Raw genomic sequence first — 17,813 nt, forward strand, 5'->3', positions numbered from 1 at the left:
GCAAGTTGAAGCATGACGCTGGTGTGCCTGATTTGGGTGATCTTGTTTTTTCTTGAGCTTGAAGCTTGCAGCTTGCAGCTCAATTTGGGTCTACCTTGAATACTCCCAGTCATTTCCCCGAGGAGTATTCCCATGGCCGCGAAAAAGATTCTGATGCTGGTCGGCGATTACGTCGAAGACTACGAAGTGATGGTGCCGTTCCAGGCCTTGCAGATGGTCGGCCACACGGTCCACGCCGTGTGCCCGGACAAGTCCGCCGGCAGCACCGTGCGCACGGCGATTCATGATTTTGAAGGTGATCAGACCTACAGCGAAAAACCCGGTCATCTGTTCGCCCTCAATTTCGATTTCGCCAAGGCCAGCGAAGCCGATTACGACGCGCTGCTGATTCCCGGCGGTCGTGCGCCGGAATACCTGCGGCTGAACGACAAAGTCCTCGAACTGGTGCGCGCGTTCGACAACGCCGGCAAGCCCATCGCAGCGGTCTGCCATGGTGCGCAACTGCTCGCGGCAGCGGGGGTGCTTGAGGGGCGTGAATGCAGCGCGTATCCGGCCTGCGCCCCGGAAGTACGTCTGGCGGGCGGCACCTACATCGACATTCCGGTGACCGACGGCCATGTTCAGGGAAATTTCGCCACCGCTCCGGCGTGGCCGGCGCATCCTAAATGGCTGGCCGGTTTCCTCGGTCTGCTCGGTACGAAAATCACCTTGTAGTCGAGGCAGGCGACAGATCGCAGACGCTGGTCTTTACTCTGAAGCGCGAAATCTCTCAATCGCCCCCAGGAGAAACAGACATGTCCGGATGGTACGAAGTGAGCAAAAGCAGCAACGGCCAGTTCAGGTTCGTGTTGAAAGCGGCGAACGCCGAAACGATTCTGACCAGTGAGCTGTATAGCACCCGCGCCGGTGCCGACGGTGGTATCGCATCGGTTCAGACCAACAGCCCGCTGGCTGAGCGTTACGAAAAAAAAGCGACGAAGGATGGTCACCCGTATTTCAACCTGAAGGCAGCCAATCACCAGATCATCGGCAGCAGCGAGTCGTATTCATCGGATGGCGCGTGTGACAAGGGCATCGCCAGCGTGAAGGCCAACGGCCCGACGAAAACCATCAAGGACAAGACCCTGCCTGTCCTCTGAAATCCGACATCAACCTGTGGGAGCGAGCCTGCTCGCGAAAGCGGTGTTCCAGTCACCTTTTGTATTGGCTGACAGGCCGTCTTCGCGAGCAGGCTCGCTCCCACAGGTGACCGCATTCCAATGAGGGAGCGAGCCTGCTCGCGAAGGCGTCAGCCCGGCCAATATCAAACCTCAACCGGTACCGACAATTTCGGATCACCCAGCGCATGACTCTTGGCATCAAAGAACCGCAACTCAACCCCGGTGCCTTCAAACACCTTGGCGTAGTGACGCTTCTGATGCTGGATGAACGCGGCACTGCGCGGGTAGATCGAGATCGCCACGCACTTCGGTCTGGCGAGGCGCAACGCCCGCACCAGGTGCGCATCCTGCTCGCCCAGCGCGTGGCCGAAGATGCACAGGCTGTTATCGTGGGCCAGTAACTGCTCGTAGCAGAACGACAGATAATCCGAGCTGCGGATGGTCTTCAGCTTGTCCGCACTTGGCCCTTCGGTGACGAACAGTGGCACATCATCCAGCGTCTTGATCGTGTTGTTGATGGCGAAGCTGCCGAGCAGGGTGCCTTCGGTCGAGGTCAGTTTGCGTGCGGTGCCGTCCTGATTGCGCACCAGATGCAGACCACCGTGCAGGTACAGCAGACGCGGTTTGTCGGTGGCGCTCTGGCTCAGATCGAAACTCGCGTCCGCGCCATTGAACAGGTCGTCGATGGCTTCGCCCGGGTGTTGCAGCGCCCAATGGTTGAGCAAGTCGTAGTTGGTGGTGAACACCGTGCGGTAGCGTGCCAGTTCAGCATTGAGCACCGCCAGAGTCGAAGGCTGGACCAGCCGCCACGGGATGTGCACCGCGTGCACGGTGTTGATCAGTGCTTCCTTGATCGCGTAATAGCGATTGCGCGGCGCCGCCGAGCTCACCGCCAGCGCCTTGTTGACCCGGCTGGTGGTTTTCAAGGCGCCCAGCACTTGCTCGAAGCTGCGGGTTTGCAGCGCATCGAACACCGCCAGTTCCGATGGGCTCAGCGGTTTCTCTTCGACCGTACGGGCGTTTTCGAACAGCGAGTCGTAGCCGAAGTCATCCCATACCGCGCGACTGGCGCCGTTGCCCACCAGCAAACCGCTGAAAGCGGTCGTGGCGCGCAGGGCACTCCAGTCTTCGAGGGTGGCATCGACATTGAGAAAATCGGTCATTGCTTGGGCGATCTCAAAACAAAGGGCAGATGGACGGCGACTTTATCACGAGCGGACATTGAGCCAGATCAACATTGCTTGTGACCGATCGGTCGATCCTGTGTGAATCCGCCGAATCGAGGCAGTCGATCCGGCTCCAGTCAGGAGACATACGATGAGCAGCACCTTCTTCATTCCGGCGGTCAACATCATGGGCAGCGGCTGCCTCGACGAAGCCATGCTTGCCATCCGCAATTACGGTTTTCACAAGGCATTGATCGTCACCGACGCCGGGCTGGCCAAGGCCGGCGTCGCCGCGATGATCGCCGAGAAACTGGCGATGCAGGACATCGATTCGGTGATCTTCGACGGTGCCAAACCCAACCCGAGCACAGCCAATGTCGAATCAGGTCTGGGGCTGTTGAAGGAAAGCCGTTGCGATTTCATTGTGTCGCTGGGCGGCGGCTCGCCGCACGATTGCGCCAAGGGCATTGCCCTGTGCGCGACCAATGGCGGGCGGATCGGCGATTACGAAGGTGTCGACCGTTCGAGCAAGCCGCAACTGCCGCTGGTTGCGATCAATACCACCGCCGGTACTGCCAGCGAGATGACGCGCTTCTGCATCATCACCGACGAATCGCGCCACGTGAAAATGGCCATCGTCGACCGCAACGTCACGCCGCTGCTGTCGGTCAACGACCCTGAATTGATGGTCGCCATGCCCAAAGGCCTGACCGCCGCCACCGGCATGGACGCGCTGACCCACGCCATCGAAGCCTATGTCTCGACCGCCGCCAATCCGATCACCGACGCCTGCGCTTTGAAGGCCATGAGCCTGATCAGCAGCAACCTGCGCCTGGCCGTGCGCGACGGCAGCGACCTGGCGGCGCGGGAGAACATGGCTTACGCGCAGTTCCTCGCCGGCATGGCGTTCAACAACGCCTCGCTTGGATTTGTCCACGCCATGGCGCATCAACTCGGCGGTTACTACGACTTGCCTCACGGCGTCTGTAACGCCGTGCTGTTGCCGCATGTGCAGAGTTTCAATGCGCAGGTCTGTGCTGATCGCCTGCGGGACGTCGCCCACGCCATGGGCGCGGACATTCGCGGTTACAGCGCGGAAGAGGGCGCCCAAGCGGCGATCAATGCCATTCGCAGTCTGGCCAAAGATGTCGAGATTCCCGGCGGACTGCGCGAGTTGGGCGCCAAGCTCAGCGACATCCCGGTGCTCGCCGCCAACGCCTTGAAGGACGCCTGCGGACTGACCAATCCGCGGGCGGCGGATCAGCGCCAGATCGAAGAGATTTTTCGCAATGCGTTTTGAATGAAAGCGCGCAGGCGAGCGAAGTCGAACAGTCCTTCGCTTGCTTCTGCGACCACGGCAAATGTCCGCACACGGCCCCAATCTGAAACCTGGCCGGCGATGTTGTGGACAGCGGATATCCGGTATTGCCCGACCGCCAGGGAGGGTGCAGCCGGGGTTTGCCATTTCCGGTCGCTTTCGACCGCTGCTCTGGCAATCTCCAGGCCAGTGTCCAGATCGAAAATACTGACGAAACCCTCGGCTCGCGTGACATCTCCTGAAAACATCAGCGGCGTATCGACCTGCGCGCCCTCAATCGGTTCGACAACGCCCGGGACGTCGATCTCGGGCCGCAGTCGCACCTCGTATTCGCGCACGTCACTCCATGCAGACGTGATGCGCCTTGCGCGGCTGGATGCCGATGGAAATCCGGATCCGGCTTTCGGCGAAGGCGGATATCTCAGCGGCCAGTTCGGCACAGGCTCGCTCACGCAAGGCGGGCCGTTGATCGTTGATGCGCTCGGACGGTTCTGGATGTGCGGTGTGATTGGCGTGGTCAAAGACAAGACGCTTGAATACCAGCAAGTCATCGCCCGGTTTCTGTCCGATGGCTCGCCGGACATTGATTTCGGCGGCGACAGGAATGGCTACCGGATTGTGCCCATGCGAATTCCGGCACTCTTTGGGGCCACGCAGGGGCAACTGCTGCTGGCCAAATCCGATCCGCAGCTTGCGCAGCCGGACAGGCTGCTGTTCGTGACCGCGCAAAAGGGCAGTGGCCTGTTGACGCGGTTCAATCTCGATGGCTCGGACGATTTATCGTTCGCCAGCAACGGTTGGCTGCCCCTGTCGCTGCCAGGCGTGGCCATTTCGTTGTCCGGGATCATCCAGCTCGACGATGGACTGATTTTGCTGCATGGCAAAACCGAAATCACCAATCAGGGGCTGGTCATGGCATTCGACCACAACGGGAAAGTTGCAGAAGCGTTCGGCGACAAGGGCGTACTGCTATTGAACCTTCAGCGCGATGGCCACCCGCTCGAAAGCCGCGTGGAGCAGATCATTGAGCAAACGGCAGAGCGCTTGCTGCTGCTCGGTTCGGCGGTCGAGTCAACGGAAGGCACGAAACTGCAACATGCGTTCATCAGTGGTATCAACCATACCGGTGAGCTGGACGAAACGTTCAATAGCAAAAATCCTGTGATCACCCCAGCGACACAGCTACTGGATCTCAGGCAATGGACGGCAGGGTTTGCGCTGGACGACATCGCCGGCAAACGGATCGTTGCAGTCGGCCAGACCTCGGGCAGCGCACGGGGCTTGTTGACGGGAGGCTTTCTGGTCGATGGTGCAGTGGATGATTCGTTTGATGTCGAGGGCTCGAGAGACGTTTCGTGGTCAGCCATCGACGCTTGCCTGCAAGGCTCTTCAGTCCTGGTATTGGGGCGCAGGGACGACAGCGCACAATTGGTCCGCTTGTTGACCGCGGCTGTCGCATAACGGCGCAAGACCATCGGACATCGAGCAGGCAGAGGTAAAACCGGGCTATCCTGCCGGCTCGGATGAACCTCTGCCTTCGAGCCCAGCATGCTGCAAAAAAGCCTGATCCGCCGTCTCGACCTGATCACTCTGCAACTGTTCGTCGCCGTCCACGAAGAGGGCACCCTGACCCGTGCGGCTGCGCGCGAAGCCATTGCGGTTTCGGCGGCGAGCAAGCGGCTGATGGAGTTAGAGGAGGCGTTGGGCATCGCTTTGTTCGTGCGCCAGGCCAAAGGCATGGTCCTTACGCCGGCCGGTGAAACCCTGCTGCACCACGCGCGGCAGATGCTCTTCAATGTGGAAAAGATGGGCCTGGAACTGGGCGAGCACAGCCACGGTGTGCGTGGTTACGTGCGCATGCTGGCCAATCTTTCGGCGATCATTCAGTTTCTGCCCGAAGACTTGCGCGACTTCTCCGCGCGGCATCCCCAGGTCAAGACCGACCTTGAAGAGCGGCCCAGCGCCGGGGTGATTCAGGGCGTGCTCGACGGCGTTGCGGACCTCGGCATCTGCTCCGACGACAGCGACACCAAAGGTCTGCACAGCGCGTTGTATCGCCAGGACAAACTGGTGGTGGTGATGCTCCCGGAGCATCCGTTGGCTGCGCGTGAATCGGTGGCCTTCGATGAAACCCTCGACAGCGACTACGTTGGTTTGCACGCGGCCAGTTCGATCAACATGCGTACCCATGCAGCGGCGCGGCAGGCGGGCAAAGTCCTGCGCATCCGAATTCATGTGCCGGGATTCGATGCGGTGTGCCGGATGGTCCAGGCGAACATGGGCATCGGCATTCTGCCGCAGCGAGCCTATGAGTTGTTTGGTCAGGCACTGGGCTTGCGTGCGGTGCCGCTGACCGATGCGTGGGCGGATCGCGCGCTGATTGTGGTGGTGCGCGATGAGGCGGGGTTGTCACCGGTGAGCCGGATGTTGTTTGAGCATTTGCGTGAGCAGGGCGCCTGAATCTCTATTGAATGGGCCGGCCTCTTCGCGGGCAAGCCCGCTCCCACAGTTTCCAGCGTGTATGCAAATTGTGCGGCTGACTTTGAACCCTGTGGGAGCGGGCTTGCCCGCGAAGGCGGCTTCGAATTCACCACATCGCTCAAGCATTCGCATTTCGCGAACGCCCATTGCCGAGTGACGGCTGGATTCGCTGACGATCGTTCCTCTAGCCTTGGCGACATATTCCAAGAACAAGAGGTACCCCGCGATGACTGCCCCTTTGAGTGCAATCAAAGTGATCGAGATCGGCACCCTGATCGCCGCGCCGTTTGCCGCGCGCATGCTTGCCGAGTTCGGCGCCGAGGTGATCAAGATCGAAGCCATGGGTCAGGGCGACCCGCTGCGCAAATGGCGCAAGCTGCACGAAGGCACATCGCTGTGGTGGTACCTGCAATCGCGCAACAAGAAATCCCTGGCGCTCAATCTGAAATCCGCTGAAGGCATCGAGCTGGTCAAGCAACTGGCCGGTGATGCAGACGTAATCATCGAAAACCTGCGCCCCGGTGCGCTGGAAAAGCTCGGTCTGGGTTGGGACGTGCTGCATGCGCTGAATCCGAACCTGACCCTGGTGCGTATCTCTGGCTACGGCCAGACCGGCCCGTACCGCGACCGGCCCGGTTTCGGTGCGATTGGCGAGGCCATGGGCGGCATTCGCTACACCACCGGCAATCCCGATTCGCCACCAGCTCGGGTCGGCGTCAGCCTCGGCGATTCGCTGGCCTCGCTGCACGCAGTGATCGGCGCGCTGATGTCGCTGTTGCGGGTCAAGACCGGGCAGGGCGGCGGGCAGATCGTTGACGTATCGCTGGCCGAGAGCGTGTTCAACGTCATGGAAAGCCTGGTACCGGAATACGACATGCTCGGCCATGTGCGCGAACGCAGCGGCGGCGCCTTGCCGGGCATCGCGCCCTCCAATACCTACCTCACCGCCGACGGTGCCTACGTGGTGATCGCTGGTAACAGCGACCCGATCTACAAGCGCCTGATGCACACCATTGGCCGCGCTGATCTGGCCGACGCAGAAGAATTCGCCCACAACGACGGCCGCGCGGCCAAGAGCGGCTTGCTCGATGCAGCCATTACGCACTGGACCAGCAGCCTGCCGATCAACGAAGTCCTGGCTGCTCTCGAAGCTGCCGAAGTGCCGGCCGGGCGCATCTACTCGGTGGCTGACATCGTCGCCGATCCGCACTATCAGGCGCGGGACATGTTGCTCAATGCCGAGTTGCCCGGTGGCGCAACGGTGAAGATGCCCGGCATCGTTCCCAAACTCTCGGAAACCCCCGGCGGGGTGAACTGGTCGGGGCCGAAGCTGGGCCAGCACACCGACGATATTCTCGCCAATCTTGGCCTGACTGAACTCGACATCGAACGCCTGAAAGGCCAAGGGGTGGTGCAATGATCACTGACTATTCGCAAACCCTGATCGTCCAGGAAGTCTCGCCGCGCGATGGTTTACAGATCGAGCCGACATGGGTGGAAACCGCTGACAAGATCGCCCTGATCAACCAACTGTCGCAGGCCGGATTCAGCCGCATCGAAGCCGGCTCGTTCGTCTCGCCCAAAGCCATTCCGGCCCTGCGTGACGGCGAGCAAGTGTTCAACGGCATTCAGCGTCAGCCAGGGGTGATTTACGTGGCGTTGATCCCCAACCTCAAAGGCGCGCAACGGGCACTGGCGGCGAATGCCGATGAGTTGAATCTGGTGATGTCCGCCAGCCAGACCCACAACCTGGCCAATATGCGCATGCGTTGCGAGGAGTCGCTGGCCGCGTTCGCTGACATCGTTGCGTTTGTCAGCGGCTCGGGTGTGCGCCTCAACGGCAGCATCGCCACCACGTTCGGTTGCCCGTTCGAAGGCAAGATTGACGAGGACCGCGTGCTGCACATCGTCGACGCCTATCAGGAACTCGGCATTCAGGGCATCAGCCTCGCCGACACTACCGGCATGGCCAATCCGCGTCAGGTCGATCGTCTGGTGCGGCGCGTTTTGCAGCGGGTTTCGCCGGCCGATCTGACCCTGCATTTCCACAACACTCGCGGCCTTGGGCTGTGCAATGTGCTGGCCGCTTACGAGGCCGGTGCACGGCGCTTCGATGCGGCGTTGGGTGGCCTCGGTGGCTGTCCGTTTGCGCCGGGTGCGTCGGGCAACATCTGCACTGAAGATCTGGTGAATCTGTGCGAAGAAGTCGGCATTCCCACCGGGATCGATTTGCCGCTGCTGCTGGAACTCTCGCGCGGCTTGCCGGCGCTGTTAGGCCACGACGTCCCCGGCCAACTGGTCAAGGCCGGGCGCAACTGCGATCTGCATCCGATCCCCACCTGAGACACACCAGTACCCCTGTGGGAGCGGGCTTGCCCGCGATGACGGCAGCAAATTCAACGAAAGCGTTAGCTGAACTGACGCCATCGCTGGCAAGCCAGCTCCCACACAAAAGCGCTCCACAGTGAGCGTCATCACCAGACAACAAAAACAATCGGACGCCCATCGGTAGTCCGCCTGGAGAAAAACCTATGAGCCTCAATGTAATGGAGGCGGGCGTGAATCCGTCCGTCGATCACGACGCCGAAAAAGCCCTGATCAGCAAAGTCGCCTGGCGCCTGATGCCGCTGATCATGGTCTGCTACCTGTTCGCCTTTTTCGATCGCATCAACATCAGCTTCGCCAAATTCCAGCTGCAGACCGACCTGAGCCTGAGCGATACCGCGTATGGCTTGGGCGCCGGGCTGTTCGTGGTCGGTTACGTGCTGTTCGAAGTGCCGAGCAACATGATGCTGTACAAGGTCGGCGCGCGGCGCTGGATCGCGCGGATCATGATGTCGTGGGGCGTGGCGACGGCGGCGATGGTCTTCGTCAACAGTGAGTGGCAGTTCTATGCGCTGCGCTTCGTGATCGGCGCGATGGAAGCCGGGTTTGCGCCGGGCGTGCTGTATTACCTGACCCTGTGGTTTCCTCAGCACTTCCGTGGCCGGATCACGTCGATGCTGTTTCTCGCCTCGGCGTTTGCCGGACTGGTCGGCGCGCCGTTCTCGGGGCTGGTGCTGCAACACCTCGACGGCGTGTTGCAGATGCGCGGCTGGCACTGGTTGTTCCTGCTCGGTGGTGTGCCGTGTATCGCCCTCGGTTTTCTCGTGCTGACCCAACTCAAGGACCGCATCGAGGATGCGCACTGGCTGACGGCTGACGAGAAGAAATTGCTCTCCAGCCGCATCGCCCATCACGAGCCACACAAGAGCGGCGGCTCATTGCTCGCGGCGCTGAAAATTCCCGGTTTCCTGACGTTGGGTTTGATCTACTTCCTGATTCAGGTCGCGTCCTACGGCCTGAATTTCTGGGCACCGCAATTGATCCGCAGCGCCGGCACCGAAAGCCCGGTGATGATCGGCCTGCTGACCGCCATTCCGTACATCTGCGGGGCGATCAGCATGGTGGTGATCGGGCGCTTGTCAGACGCCACCGGTGAACGGCGCAAGTTCGTCGCCGGGCTGGTGATCGTCGGTGCGATCGGCTTTTTCAGCGCAGGGATCTTCGCCAGCCACACGACCTTCCTGATCGTCGCGCTCGGCCTGCTCGGTGCGGGCATCATCGCTTCGATTCCGAGCTTCTGGACACTGCCACCGAAGCTGCTGGCGGGCGCCGGTGCCGGCGCGGCAGGCGGGATCGCGGTGATCAATACCTTGGGTCAGTTCGGCGGGATCGTCAGCCCGGTCATGGTCGGGCGCATCAAGGACCTCACCGGCAGCACCACCCCGGCGCTGTACGTCATCGGCGTCGCCGCGCTGATCGCGGCAGCGTTGCTGCTGTGGGGCTTGCCGCAGAAGTTGCGTACGCTCGACAAGTATTGAGATTGGCTGCGTCGGCGATGACGCCTTCGCGAGCAGGCTCGCTCCCACATTTGCAATGCGGATTTCCTGTGGGAGCGAGCCTGCTCGCGAATTCCGACTTCAGACACATGAGAGGATTCGCTGGCCAGATCTGTTGAATCCTCCGATGCAGAAAGGGATAGTGCGCGCCTGGAAATATCTTCAAGGAGCAGGAAGTGACAATGAAGTCCATATGGATCAGCGCTGCCGCGCTCTGCGGGTGGTTGATGGCTGGGCAGGCGTGGGCAGATTGCACGCCGCCTGCGGTCAGTGGCGAAGCGGACTTTTCTTTGTGCAAGGACTGGCCGGCTTATCCGTCGCTGACGATTACCGCGCTATCGACGTTCGTGCCCGATCCCGTCTATGGCCAGGACGGCAGGGTGGGTTCATACGATCTGGCTCTGGCCGTCACTACCGCTGGCAGCCCTAAGCCGCTGGCGACCTATCATCAGCGGTCGGCGTTTCTCTCCGATGCCATCGCGCTGGAGAGTCTGGAGCTGGATACGGCGCGTTATAAACTCACGTCCGACCTCCGTGCCTTCGGCGTACGCGCCCATTTCAAAGGCTCGTCGCGCGTCAATCCGCTGGATGAAACCCTGCTGTCGCTCTACGTGAAAGAGGGCGACAAACTGCGCCCGGTGCTGGATCGTTTGGTCGTCTACAGCTTCAGTGGCGAATGGGATGGCAATTGTGCCGGAGAGCGCTCGGAGACGGTGCGTACGCTTGAGATGGGCAAAACCAGTTCCCATGGTTACGCCGATATCATTGTCCGCTCGGTCACTACGGGCCTGGTCGGTGAGGGGCCACCCGACACCTGCGAGTCGAAAACTACCCACGAAAAGCCGGTGCTGACCACGTTGCGCTATGACGGCAAAACCTACGTTTTGCCGCAAGGTTTCAAGGGCATGTGACTGGTGTTACTGATACGAATACTTCAAGGATGAATCATGAATCTGCATCTCCGAATCTATATCGCCCTCGGCTTGTTCGCGCTTACGGCTGAGGTCCATGCCGCTTGCGAAGTAAAAAAATTCGACGGCCATACTCTCTCGCGCTGCAAAATCTGGCCTGCGTTCAACACTCAATCAATTGCAGCGAAGGCCACCTTCGTTCCCGATTCCGCGGGTGCTCAAGACGGCGTGTTCGATCTGGCACTGTCAGTAATCAACGCCACGACGGGAAACACAGTCGCCAGTTATGCCAAACCCGGCGCTTACAACTCCGATGCGATCAGCTTCGATGATCTGATCATCGATACGGCGCGTTACCGCTTGGCGGCGGATGTCCGTGCGTTCGGGCTGCGATCGACGTTCATGAGCCACGGTTCCAGAGCGAATCCGTACTCCAAAACCGACCTGGCTTTGTATGTTCGCGAAGGCAATCGCTTACGCCCAGTGCTGGAAGGCCTGGTGGTGCGCAAGGATTTCGGTGAGGGTACCGGGGAGTGCGATACGCGAGACACACGCATTCGCAGGACTGTCGAAATCGGCTCATCCAGCCACAACGGGTTTGCGGATCTGATCGTCAGTTCCAGCGGTTCGTTGATGGAGTCTTTCACTTCGGGCAAACAATGCGCTTCGAAAACCACCAACCTGAAGAACACCCAGGTCACCCTGATCTACGACGGCCAGCAATATGTCGTTCCCGAAGACCTCAGAGGTTACTGATTCGATGCTTACCGGTCTTAACCACCTGACCCTGGCCGTCCGCGATCTGCAGCGCAGTCTGGCGTTCTATCGCGATGTGCTGCAATTGGACGTTGAAGCGACGTGGGATAACGGCGCCTATTTGTCACTGCCCGGACTGTGGTTGTGCTTGTCAGAAGATCCTCAGCGCAGTGGGGAGCCGGGCGCGGACTATACCCATTACGCTTTGAGCGTGAGCGCGGCAGACTTCACTTCACTGGTTGAGACGTTGAAATCGGCTCAGGTGCCGCAGTGGCGAGACAACCGTAGCGAGGGCGCGTCGTTCTACTTTCTCGACCCCGACGGGCACAAGCTGGAAGCCCATGTCGGCGATTTGCAATCGCGGCTGGCTGCGTGTCGGCAGAAACCGTACCCCGGCATGCGTTTTAACGACGCGCAGTGATCGGGCGCAGTCGGCTGATATAGACTGGCCGCCACGTGTTCTGGCGCTCGCAGGTTTTCCATGACTCCATCATTGCTGTTGGCCGTTCTGGCTTCGGGTTTCATCTACGGGATCACCCCCGGGCCGGGCGTGCTGGCGGTGTTCGGCATTGGCGCGGCCCATGGGCGGCGGGCCGGGGCGGGGTTTCTGTGTGGGCATCTGCTCGGCGACGTGATCTGGTGCAGTACCGCGCTGGTGGCAATCGTCGGCGCCCGTGAGATCGGTAGCACCGCGTTCGATGTACTCGGCGTGCTCAGCGCGTTGTACCTGTTCTGGCTCGGCTGGCGTGCGGTGCGTGCCCAACGCCGTAGCGGCGACGAGGCGCAAGGCGCGGCGCGGCAGCCGTTCTGGCACGGCATCGTCTTCGGCCTGACCAATCCCAAGGCCTACCCGGTGGCGGTGGCGACCTTTACGGCGCTGCTGTCGAGCCGCGCCGAACTGCTCAACTGGTCGATGCTGCCGGCGCTGATCGCCCTGAGCTTTATCGGCGGTGCGCTGGCTTACGCTATCCTCATCGGCGTGGTCGGCGCACAGCGAGTGCGCATGGTGTATCAACGTCACGAATTGCTGATCACCCGTTTGTGCGGCGTGATGTTTATCGGTTTTGCCATTAACGCACTGGTGCACGCGCTGCCGGGTTTGATGCCCGACAAGGGCTGATGCTGAGCAAATAGTGACTGAACCGTTCGTCGCGCCTGCGGCAGTTTTTTTAAACCTTTGACCGTAAAAGCCTTCCTAACTGAGGCGGACAATTGTCCGCCGCGACTATTTGAGCAGCGGGCGAATCACGGCCCGCTTGAATTTCTCACGAAGGAGGGCGCGACCATGAGCCGGATGGCCACCCGTTTACGTAACGCCAGTTTTGCAACCCTGCTGGGCCTGTGCGCCAGCACGGCGTTTGCCCAGTCGCCAGCCGAATTCATCAACGATGCCTCCGCCAAAGGCATGGCCGACATCGAAGCCAGCCGTCAGGCCCATGGCAAGACCGAATCGAAAGAGGTCAAGGATTACACTATCGTTGTCATCAACGACCGCACCACGGCCAACCAGCATCTGGCGAAAATCGCCAAGAAACTCGACCTGCCGGTGGCCCCCCGCGAAGAGCTCGCCGACAAGGCCAAAGAGCTGATGCCGGAAGTGAAGGACGGCGCGACGTTTGATCAGGCCTACGCCGCGAGCCAGGTCAAAGCGACTGAAGAGGCCATCAGCCAGATCGAGCAGCAGGCGCAAACCACCGACGTGCCGGAAATCAAAGCGTTTGCCGATGAGACCTTGCCGAAACTGCAAAGCCATCTGGAGAAAGCTCGAGCGTTGCAGGCCAGTCGTTAACTTCGCCTTATTGTTGTAGTGCGAGCGAGACCTTCAGTTGAAATGCGGTGCTTGCCCTGTGGGAGCGAGCCTGCTCGCGAAAGCGGTGTCTCAGTCAATGATGTGTTGACTGACCCTCCGTTTTCGCGAGCAGGCTCGCTCCCACAGTTGTGGTTACGCACTGGATTTGCTCAGCACTCATTCAAATCCTGCTTTGGCTTGCTCTTGTCGCCAAGCCCTTCAAGATCGAACACCTGATTTTCACCCAATGCTCGGTAGTGCTGGCGCAGCGCCTCCAATTGCTGCAAATCCAGCGCCTCCAGCCCGAGCATTGCGTTCTGCGCCTCCTTGTTCACCCGCAACAGCTCATCGAGCTTCAAATGCAGAATGTCGGTATCGCGGTTCTGCGTGTTCTGAATCAGGAACACCATCAGGAACGTGATGATCGTCGTCGATGTATTGATGATCAGCTGCCAAGTGTCGTTGTAACCAAAAATCGGCCCGCTCAAACCCCACAACCCGATCAGGATCAACGCCCCCATGAACGTCTTCGGGCTACCGGCCCACAGGGCAAGTTTTTGGGCAATTTTTGCGAATTTCATGATGGGAGTCCTTGTTTTGGGAGCTTGAAATTCAGACATCAGCGTTGCGCTGAAAATTCTGTTTACAAGTTTCGGTGCAGGACTTTGGTAGGGAAGGCGTGCCGCACGGATCGCTGTATTGTGTCGGCAGTTGCCAGAACACCCTCGACAGGAGAACGCAATGAGCTGGTCTGCCAAGCAATACGTCGCTTTCGAAGATGAACGCACCCGCCCGGCCCGTGATCTGCTGGCGGCAACACTCACGGCACAGCCGCGGGCGGTGATGGATATTGGTTGCGGGCCGGGCAATTCCACCGAGTTGCTGGTGCAGCGTTTTCCCGAGGCTGGGGTCAGTGGCTTGGACAGTTCGGCGGACATGATCGCCGCCGCGCGCAAGCGCTTGCCTGATGTGCTGTTCGAGGTGGCCGAGATCGACAAGTGGACTGATCAAGGCCCGTTCGATGTGATTTTCGCCAACGCGGTTTTGCAATGGGTGCCTGATCACGCTTCGTTGCTGCCAGCCTTGGCGAGCAAGCTTTCAGATGGTGGCAGCCTGGCGATTCAGATGCCGGACAACCTCAACGAACCGTCCCACCGTTTGATGCGTGAAGTCGCCGCCAATGGGCCGTGGGCGAGCAAGCTCGCAGACGCTGCCGGGCAGCGTACCGACATGGCCAGTGCCAGTGAGTATTTTTCAATCCTGCGGCCGCACTGCGCGCGGGTCGATGTGTGGCGCACCACCTATCACCACCAACTTCGCGATGGTGCGGCGGGGGTGGTGGAGTGGTTCAAGGGTAGCGGGTTGATTCCATTCCTGAGCCCATTGACCGAGGAGGAGCGGGCGCAGTATCTGCAGCGGTATCTGGCGGAGGTTGCCAAGGCTTATCCGGCCTTGGCTGACGGCTCGGTGCTGCTGCCGTTTCCACGGCTGTTTATTGTTGCGACTCGCTGAATCACGCCGCTAACTTTCTTGAGTTCGCCACGTTATCTCAGGTCGGCGCATCTCTTGAACACAACTCGGTCAGTTCCTCAAGGCCGAGGAATATATCGAGCAGACTCTCGCTGCGCTCGCCAACTGGAAGAAAGTATTAACTCGATTGAATGTCCCGCACAAAGCCGGGGAGCCGATCTTCAATGTACTGGCGAGGCTGCATCTGGATTTCGAGGAAGCAAGCTGCAGACGGGTGGGCAGCATTGTTCGTTCTGATAGATGTTGACGCTGACATTTCAAATCCCAGCCGCTAAAAAGCGACCAGCAAGGCAATTCCAACACGCCGTGACAACTGCCCAATAAAAAGCCCGGCGCGTGCCAGGCTCTACTTTACTCTCTCAGCACCGTCACGCTTGCTTCTCACGTGCCGCCAGCATCACTTCAATCTGCTTTTTGGTAGCTTCGGTCAGCACTTCGCTGTAAACACGCTTTTTCTTCTCCGATTTAGCATTTCGGATGAAGTCTGCGAACGGACTGGTGGATTCCTTTTCGGATCCGAATTTCATGTGATTGCTCCGTCTGTGATCCTCTGAATTGGTCTGCGCTGGTAACCAGATCTCAAATCCCACGCACAAAAAAACCGGCCATCAAGACCGGTTTTTTCCATTCCTGCATCCCGCGTCAGACGACACAACGCGAGATCAATATTCGGTGGAGCGGGTAGAGGGAATCGAACCCTCATCTAAAGCTTGGGAAGCTTTCGTTCTACCACTAAACTATACCCGCTCAGAGCGGCTGACTTTGTACCAGACTCGGCCACGGATTTGAAGTTTTCTTTTCTCTGCGAGGGCCTTGCCACGCAGAAATCGGTCGATCGCGAGCAAGGGCTGCGCCGGTGCAACAGGCACTTCAAGCTCGCAGCCTTGCCCGCGATGACGCTGTTTCAAATGGCCAGGGCATGGTGATCCTGCATAAACGAGTAGCGCGTTCGGCTGGCTTGCGGCGCAGGTTTCAGGAAGCCGAGCAGAGCGTTCTGGCTGTCGCGGCAGGCGGCTTTGTGCTCCATGTCGAGGAAGTGCCCGGTGGCTTGCAGGGTAGTGAAGCTGCTTTGCGCTACGTGATTGCCAAACAGGCGTGCGTCTTCAGCGGCGGTGTATTCGTCCCATTCACCGTTCAGGAACAGCACCGGCACGTTGATCTTTTTCGCCGCATTCAGATAGCACTGCCGATCGCTGTGCAGGACGTCGTTGATGTGAAAGTGCATCTGCCCGTATTCATGCTCGGCGAGGCTGCTGACGTGGCGATAGTTGAAGCGTTTGAACAGCGACGGCAGGTGTTTGCCAATCGTGTTGTTGACCAGATGGCCGACCCTGTCGCCGTCGCGGCTGCCGAGGTAATCGACGCCGCGCTCAAGGTAATCGAGCATGTGCGCATTGATCACCGGCGAGAATGAGCTGATCACGGCTTTTTCGATGCGCCGGGGCTGCTGGGCGAGGGCGACCAATGTTGCCGCACCGCCCCAGGAGAACGACAGCACGTGCTCGGCAGCGAAGTGGTCGATCAGCTCCAGCAGAATCTGCCCTTCGACTTCCTTCGTAAGATGTTTCTCATGCCGGTTGTGGGCTTTTGAGCGGCCCGCGTAGGGCTGGTCATAGCAGACCACGTTGAATTGCGGGTGCAGGTTTTTCACGGTCTGTGCAAACGACGCAGTCGTGGCCATCGAGCCGTTGACCAGAATGATGGTCTTTTCTGCGGCGTCTGCGCGATAGAACTCCGTGTAAACCCGATACTGACCCTGTATATCCAGCACAGCGATTTCTGGCCTCATGTCATAAGACTCCTGGCAAGCAAGCGGGTATGCGCGCAATCGAGATTGCACGAGCTTTGTGACAGGTAGGCATACGCCTGGAATTTGCTGGCCCATGTCGATCCGTTACGGCAGGTCGACGGGTGTTGTTATTGGCGGGCAGATTGCCGGCTGAGGCGCAGCCCTTGAGGGCAGACGACCGACAAAAAGTTTCTTGGAAGTATGTGGTGACTCATCGGTCACATTTCGGCCGACGTCCTGATTCAAGCAGGGGACTCAGGATCACGCAAGTGCCGTCGGCGAATTGTTCGACAACTTCGGCTGAGCGGTCGGCGGCTTAGAACAAATGAATCTCTTCGGTGCGCAAAGCGCGGTACTCGCCCGGTTTTAGCGCGTGATCGAGCGCCAGTTCACCCACGGATTCGCGGTGCAGGCGCAAGACTTTGTTGTTGAAAAACCCAAACATGCGCTTGACCTGATGGTAGCGGCCTTCAACGATGCTCAGCCGCGCCGAGCGTGGGCCGAGCAGCTCAAGCTGCGCCGGTAGCGTGGTCAGATCTTCGAAAGCGAAGTAGATGCCCTCGGCAAATTTCAACGCGTAGCTCGCGTCAATGTCCTGCTCGGTTTCGACGTAATAGACCTTCGGCAGTTTGGTTTGCGGCTGCGTCAGGCGCCGCGACCAGGCGCCATCGTTGGTGATCAGCATCAGCCCGGTGGTGTTGAAATCCAGACGTCCGGCGATGTGCAGGTCGTCCTTGTGCGGTTCATCGAGCAGGTCGAGCACGGTCGCATGCTGCGGATCACGGGTGGCGCTGACGCAGCCCGGCGGTTTGTGCAGCATGAAATAGCGCGTCGGTTTGCCACTTTGCAGCACCTCATCGTCGACTTCGACCCGACTGAATTCCTGCACGTCACTGTGCGGGTCGCTGACGACTTTCCCGTCAATCCGCACGCGCTTTTCTACCAGCAACAGGCGAACCTGCTGACGGTTGTAGCGAGGCAGATTGCTGAGGAAACGGTCGACGCGCATGGTCAGAATTCAACGGACAAAGG

The 17,813-nt window shown here is 59.7% G+C and carries 20 protein-coding genes and 1 tRNA gene; 14 read left to right on the plus strand and 7 right to left on the minus strand.

Annotation, left to right across the window (positions count from 1 at the left end; genetic code table 11):
* Positions 1-132: 132 nt before the first annotated feature.
* Together ACZ0AZ_RS15665 and ACZ0AZ_RS15670 are read left to right on the plus strand one after the other, a co-directional pair.
* Positions 133-714 carry a DJ-1/PfpI family protein gene (locus ACZ0AZ_RS15665; protein ID WP_039762696.1) on the plus strand — a complete coding sequence of 194 codons (582 nt, stop codon included), beginning with the start codon at positions 133-135 and terminating at the stop codon, positions 712-714.
* Positions 715-794: 80 nt separating this feature from the next.
* Positions 795-1,139 (plus strand): YegP family protein, encoded by a 345-nt coding sequence (locus ACZ0AZ_RS15670; RefSeq protein ID WP_039762698.1) that lies wholly within the window; start codon positions 795-797, stop codon positions 1,137-1,139.
* A gap of 164 nt (positions 1,140-1,303) precedes the next feature.
* Here the strand turns inward: ACZ0AZ_RS15670 and ACZ0AZ_RS15675 are convergent, their stop codons facing one another.
* A complete protein-coding gene (locus ACZ0AZ_RS15675; RefSeq protein WP_039762700.1) occupies positions 1,304-2,323 on the minus strand; it encodes a DUF4917 family protein in 1,020 nt (339 codons plus the stop codon).
* Positions 2,324-2,477: 154 nt separating this feature from the next.
* Between ACZ0AZ_RS15675 and yiaY the strand changes: the two genes are divergently transcribed.
* Positions 2,478-3,626 carry an L-threonine dehydrogenase gene (yiaY, locus tag ACZ0AZ_RS15680; protein WP_463537693.1) on the plus strand — a complete coding sequence of 383 codons (1,149 nt, stop codon included), beginning with the start codon at positions 2,478-2,480 and terminating at the stop codon, positions 3,624-3,626.
* Here yiaY and ACZ0AZ_RS15685 read toward each other — a convergent pair.
* Positions 3,587-3,982, minus strand: a complete 396-nt coding sequence (locus tag ACZ0AZ_RS15685) for a hypothetical protein (protein ID WP_463537694.1) — start codon at positions 3,980-3,982, stop codon at positions 3,587-3,589. The two genes, yiaY and ACZ0AZ_RS15685, sit on opposite strands and share 40 nt — an antisense overlap.
* Positions 3,983-4,001: 19 nt before the next feature.
* On the opposite strand from ACZ0AZ_RS15685, the gene ACZ0AZ_RS15690 reads away from it, so the two are divergent.
* The 10 genes from ACZ0AZ_RS15690 (at position 4,002) to ACZ0AZ_RS15735 (ending at position 13,462) form a co-directional block, all read left to right on the plus strand.
* Positions 4,002-5,105: a hypothetical protein gene (locus ACZ0AZ_RS15690; RefSeq protein WP_463537695.1), complete on the plus strand. Its 1,104-nt coding sequence runs from the start codon at positions 4,002-4,004 to the stop codon at positions 5,103-5,105.
* Positions 5,106-5,192: 87 nt separating this feature from the next.
* Entirely contained in the window at positions 5,193-6,104 is a 912-nt protein-coding gene (locus ACZ0AZ_RS15695) for a LysR family transcriptional regulator (protein ID WP_463570782.1), read from the plus strand.
* Between the two features lie 247 nt (positions 6,105-6,351).
* Complete coding sequence (locus tag ACZ0AZ_RS15700) at positions 6,352-7,545, plus strand: CaiB/BaiF CoA transferase family protein (protein ID WP_039760837.1); 1,194 nt, start codon at positions 6,352-6,354, stop codon at positions 7,543-7,545.
* Positions 7,542-8,468, plus strand: a complete 927-nt coding sequence (locus ACZ0AZ_RS15705) for a hydroxymethylglutaryl-CoA lyase (protein ID WP_463537697.1) — start codon at positions 7,542-7,544, stop codon at positions 8,466-8,468. The genes ACZ0AZ_RS15700 and ACZ0AZ_RS15705 overlap by 4 nt, the downstream gene beginning before the upstream one ends.
* A 188-nt stretch (positions 8,469-8,656) precedes the next feature.
* Complete coding sequence (locus ACZ0AZ_RS15710; protein WP_039760841.1) at positions 8,657-9,988, plus strand: MFS transporter; 1,332 nt, start codon at positions 8,657-8,659, stop codon at positions 9,986-9,988.
* A 194-nt stretch (positions 9,989-10,182) separates the two neighbouring features.
* Positions 10,183-10,917, plus strand: a complete 735-nt coding sequence (locus ACZ0AZ_RS15715; RefSeq protein WP_129998873.1) for a PA3715 family protein — start codon at positions 10,183-10,185, stop codon at positions 10,915-10,917.
* A gap of 36 nt (positions 10,918-10,953) precedes the next feature.
* Entirely contained in the window at positions 10,954-11,673 is a 720-nt protein-coding gene (locus ACZ0AZ_RS15720; protein ID WP_125917737.1) for a PA3715 family protein, read from the plus strand.
* Positions 11,674-11,677: 4 nt separating this feature from the next.
* The gene (gene fos / locus ACZ0AZ_RS15725; RefSeq protein ID WP_122691684.1) at positions 11,678-12,094 is read left to right on the plus strand and encodes a fosfomycin resistance glutathione transferase; all 417 of its coding nucleotides are present in this window, start codon (positions 11,678-11,680) and stop codon (positions 12,092-12,094) included.
* 60 nt (positions 12,095-12,154) lie between these two features.
* On the plus strand, positions 12,155-12,793 hold the full coding sequence (locus ACZ0AZ_RS15730; RefSeq protein WP_463537698.1) for a LysE family translocator: 639 nt from the start codon (positions 12,155-12,157) through the stop codon (positions 12,791-12,793).
* A 165-nt stretch (positions 12,794-12,958) separates the two neighbouring features.
* The gene (locus ACZ0AZ_RS15735) at positions 12,959-13,462 is read left to right on the plus strand and encodes a DUF4142 domain-containing protein (RefSeq protein WP_129998876.1); all 504 of its coding nucleotides are present in this window, start codon (positions 12,959-12,961) and stop codon (positions 13,460-13,462) included.
* A 170-nt stretch (positions 13,463-13,632) separates the two neighbouring features.
* Here the strand turns inward: ACZ0AZ_RS15735 and ACZ0AZ_RS15740 are convergent, their stop codons facing one another.
* Positions 13,633-14,043, minus strand: coding sequence for a low affinity iron permease family protein (locus ACZ0AZ_RS15740; protein WP_129999066.1), 411 nt, complete (start codon positions 14,041-14,043; stop codon positions 13,633-13,635).
* Between the two features lie 160 nt (positions 14,044-14,203).
* On the opposite strand from ACZ0AZ_RS15740, the gene tam reads away from it, so the two are divergent.
* Entirely contained in the window at positions 14,204-14,974 is a 771-nt protein-coding gene (tam, locus tag ACZ0AZ_RS15745) for a trans-aconitate 2-methyltransferase (protein ID WP_463537699.1), read from the plus strand.
* Between the two features lie 386 nt (positions 14,975-15,360).
* Here tam and ACZ0AZ_RS15750 read toward each other — a convergent pair whose 3' ends face one another.
* The 4 genes from ACZ0AZ_RS15750 to ACZ0AZ_RS15765 all read right to left on the minus strand — a co-directional run bounded on the left by ACZ0AZ_RS15750 (position 15,361) and on the right by ACZ0AZ_RS15765 (position 17,790).
* Entirely contained in the window at positions 15,361-15,519 is a 159-nt protein-coding gene (locus tag ACZ0AZ_RS15750) for a hypothetical protein (protein WP_463537700.1), read from the minus strand.
* 146 nt (positions 15,520-15,665) lie between these two features.
* Positions 15,666-15,739: transfer RNA gene (locus tag ACZ0AZ_RS15755), tRNA-Gly, on the minus strand.
* Positions 15,740-15,896: 157 nt separating this feature from the next.
* Complete coding sequence (locus tag ACZ0AZ_RS15760; protein WP_039760857.1) at positions 15,897-16,781, minus strand: alpha/beta fold hydrolase; 885 nt, start codon at positions 16,779-16,781, stop codon at positions 15,897-15,899.
* 316 nt (positions 16,782-17,097) lie between these two features.
* On the minus strand, positions 17,098-17,790 hold the full coding sequence (locus tag ACZ0AZ_RS15765; RefSeq protein WP_129998878.1) for a pseudouridine synthase: 693 nt from the start codon (positions 17,788-17,790) through the stop codon (positions 17,098-17,100).
* Positions 17,791-17,813: the final 23 nt, after the last annotated feature.

It is taken from the genome of Pseudomonas sp. AC239, from assembly GCF_979258545.1.

Coding starts and splice junctions, on each gene's coding strand:
- ACZ0AZ_RS15735 (WP_129998876.1), top strand. CDS start 12,959: ATGAGCCGGATGGCCACCCGTTTACGTAACGCCAGTTTTGCAACCCTG.
- ACZ0AZ_RS15740 (WP_129999066.1), bottom strand. CDS start 14,043: ATGAAATTCGCAAAAATTGCCCAAAAACTTGCCCTGTGGGCCGGTAGC.
- ACZ0AZ_RS15675 (WP_039762700.1), bottom strand. CDS start 2,323: ATGACCGATTTTCTCAATGTCGATGCCACCCTCGAAGACTGGAGTGCC.
- ACZ0AZ_RS15665 (WP_039762696.1), top strand. CDS start 133: ATGGCCGCGAAAAAGATTCTGATGCTGGTCGGCGATTACGTCGAAGAC.
- ACZ0AZ_RS15695 (WP_463570782.1), top strand. CDS start 5,193: ATGCTGCAAAAAAGCCTGATCCGCCGTCTCGACCTGATCACTCTGCAA.
- ACZ0AZ_RS15700 (WP_039760837.1), top strand. CDS start 6,352: ATGACTGCCCCTTTGAGTGCAATCAAAGTGATCGAGATCGGCACCCTG.
- ACZ0AZ_RS15690 (WP_463537695.1), top strand. CDS start 4,002: ATGCGCCTTGCGCGGCTGGATGCCGATGGAAATCCGGATCCGGCTTTC.
- ACZ0AZ_RS15760 (WP_039760857.1), bottom strand. CDS start 16,781: ATGAGGCCAGAAATCGCTGTGCTGGATATACAGGGTCAGTATCGGGTT.
- tam (WP_463537699.1), top strand. CDS start 14,204: ATGAGCTGGTCTGCCAAGCAATACGTCGCTTTCGAAGATGAACGCACC.
- ACZ0AZ_RS15710 (WP_039760841.1), top strand. CDS start 8,657: ATGAGCCTCAATGTAATGGAGGCGGGCGTGAATCCGTCCGTCGATCAC.
- fos (WP_122691684.1), top strand. CDS start 11,678: ATGCTTACCGGTCTTAACCACCTGACCCTGGCCGTCCGCGATCTGCAG.
- ACZ0AZ_RS15720 (WP_125917737.1), top strand. CDS start 10,954: ATGAATCTGCATCTCCGAATCTATATCGCCCTCGGCTTGTTCGCGCTT.
- ACZ0AZ_RS15765 (WP_129998878.1), bottom strand. CDS start 17,790: ATGCGCGTCGACCGTTTCCTCAGCAATCTGCCTCGCTACAACCGTCAG.
- ACZ0AZ_RS15670 (WP_039762698.1), top strand. CDS start 795: ATGTCCGGATGGTACGAAGTGAGCAAAAGCAGCAACGGCCAGTTCAGG.
- ACZ0AZ_RS15730 (WP_463537698.1), top strand. CDS start 12,155: ATGACTCCATCATTGCTGTTGGCCGTTCTGGCTTCGGGTTTCATCTAC.
- ACZ0AZ_RS15705 (WP_463537697.1), top strand. CDS start 7,542: ATGATCACTGACTATTCGCAAACCCTGATCGTCCAGGAAGTCTCGCCG.
- yiaY (WP_463537693.1), top strand. CDS start 2,478: ATGAGCAGCACCTTCTTCATTCCGGCGGTCAACATCATGGGCAGCGGC.
- ACZ0AZ_RS15750 (WP_463537700.1), bottom strand. CDS start 15,519: ATGAAATTCGGATCCGAAAAGGAATCCACCAGTCCGTTCGCAGACTTC.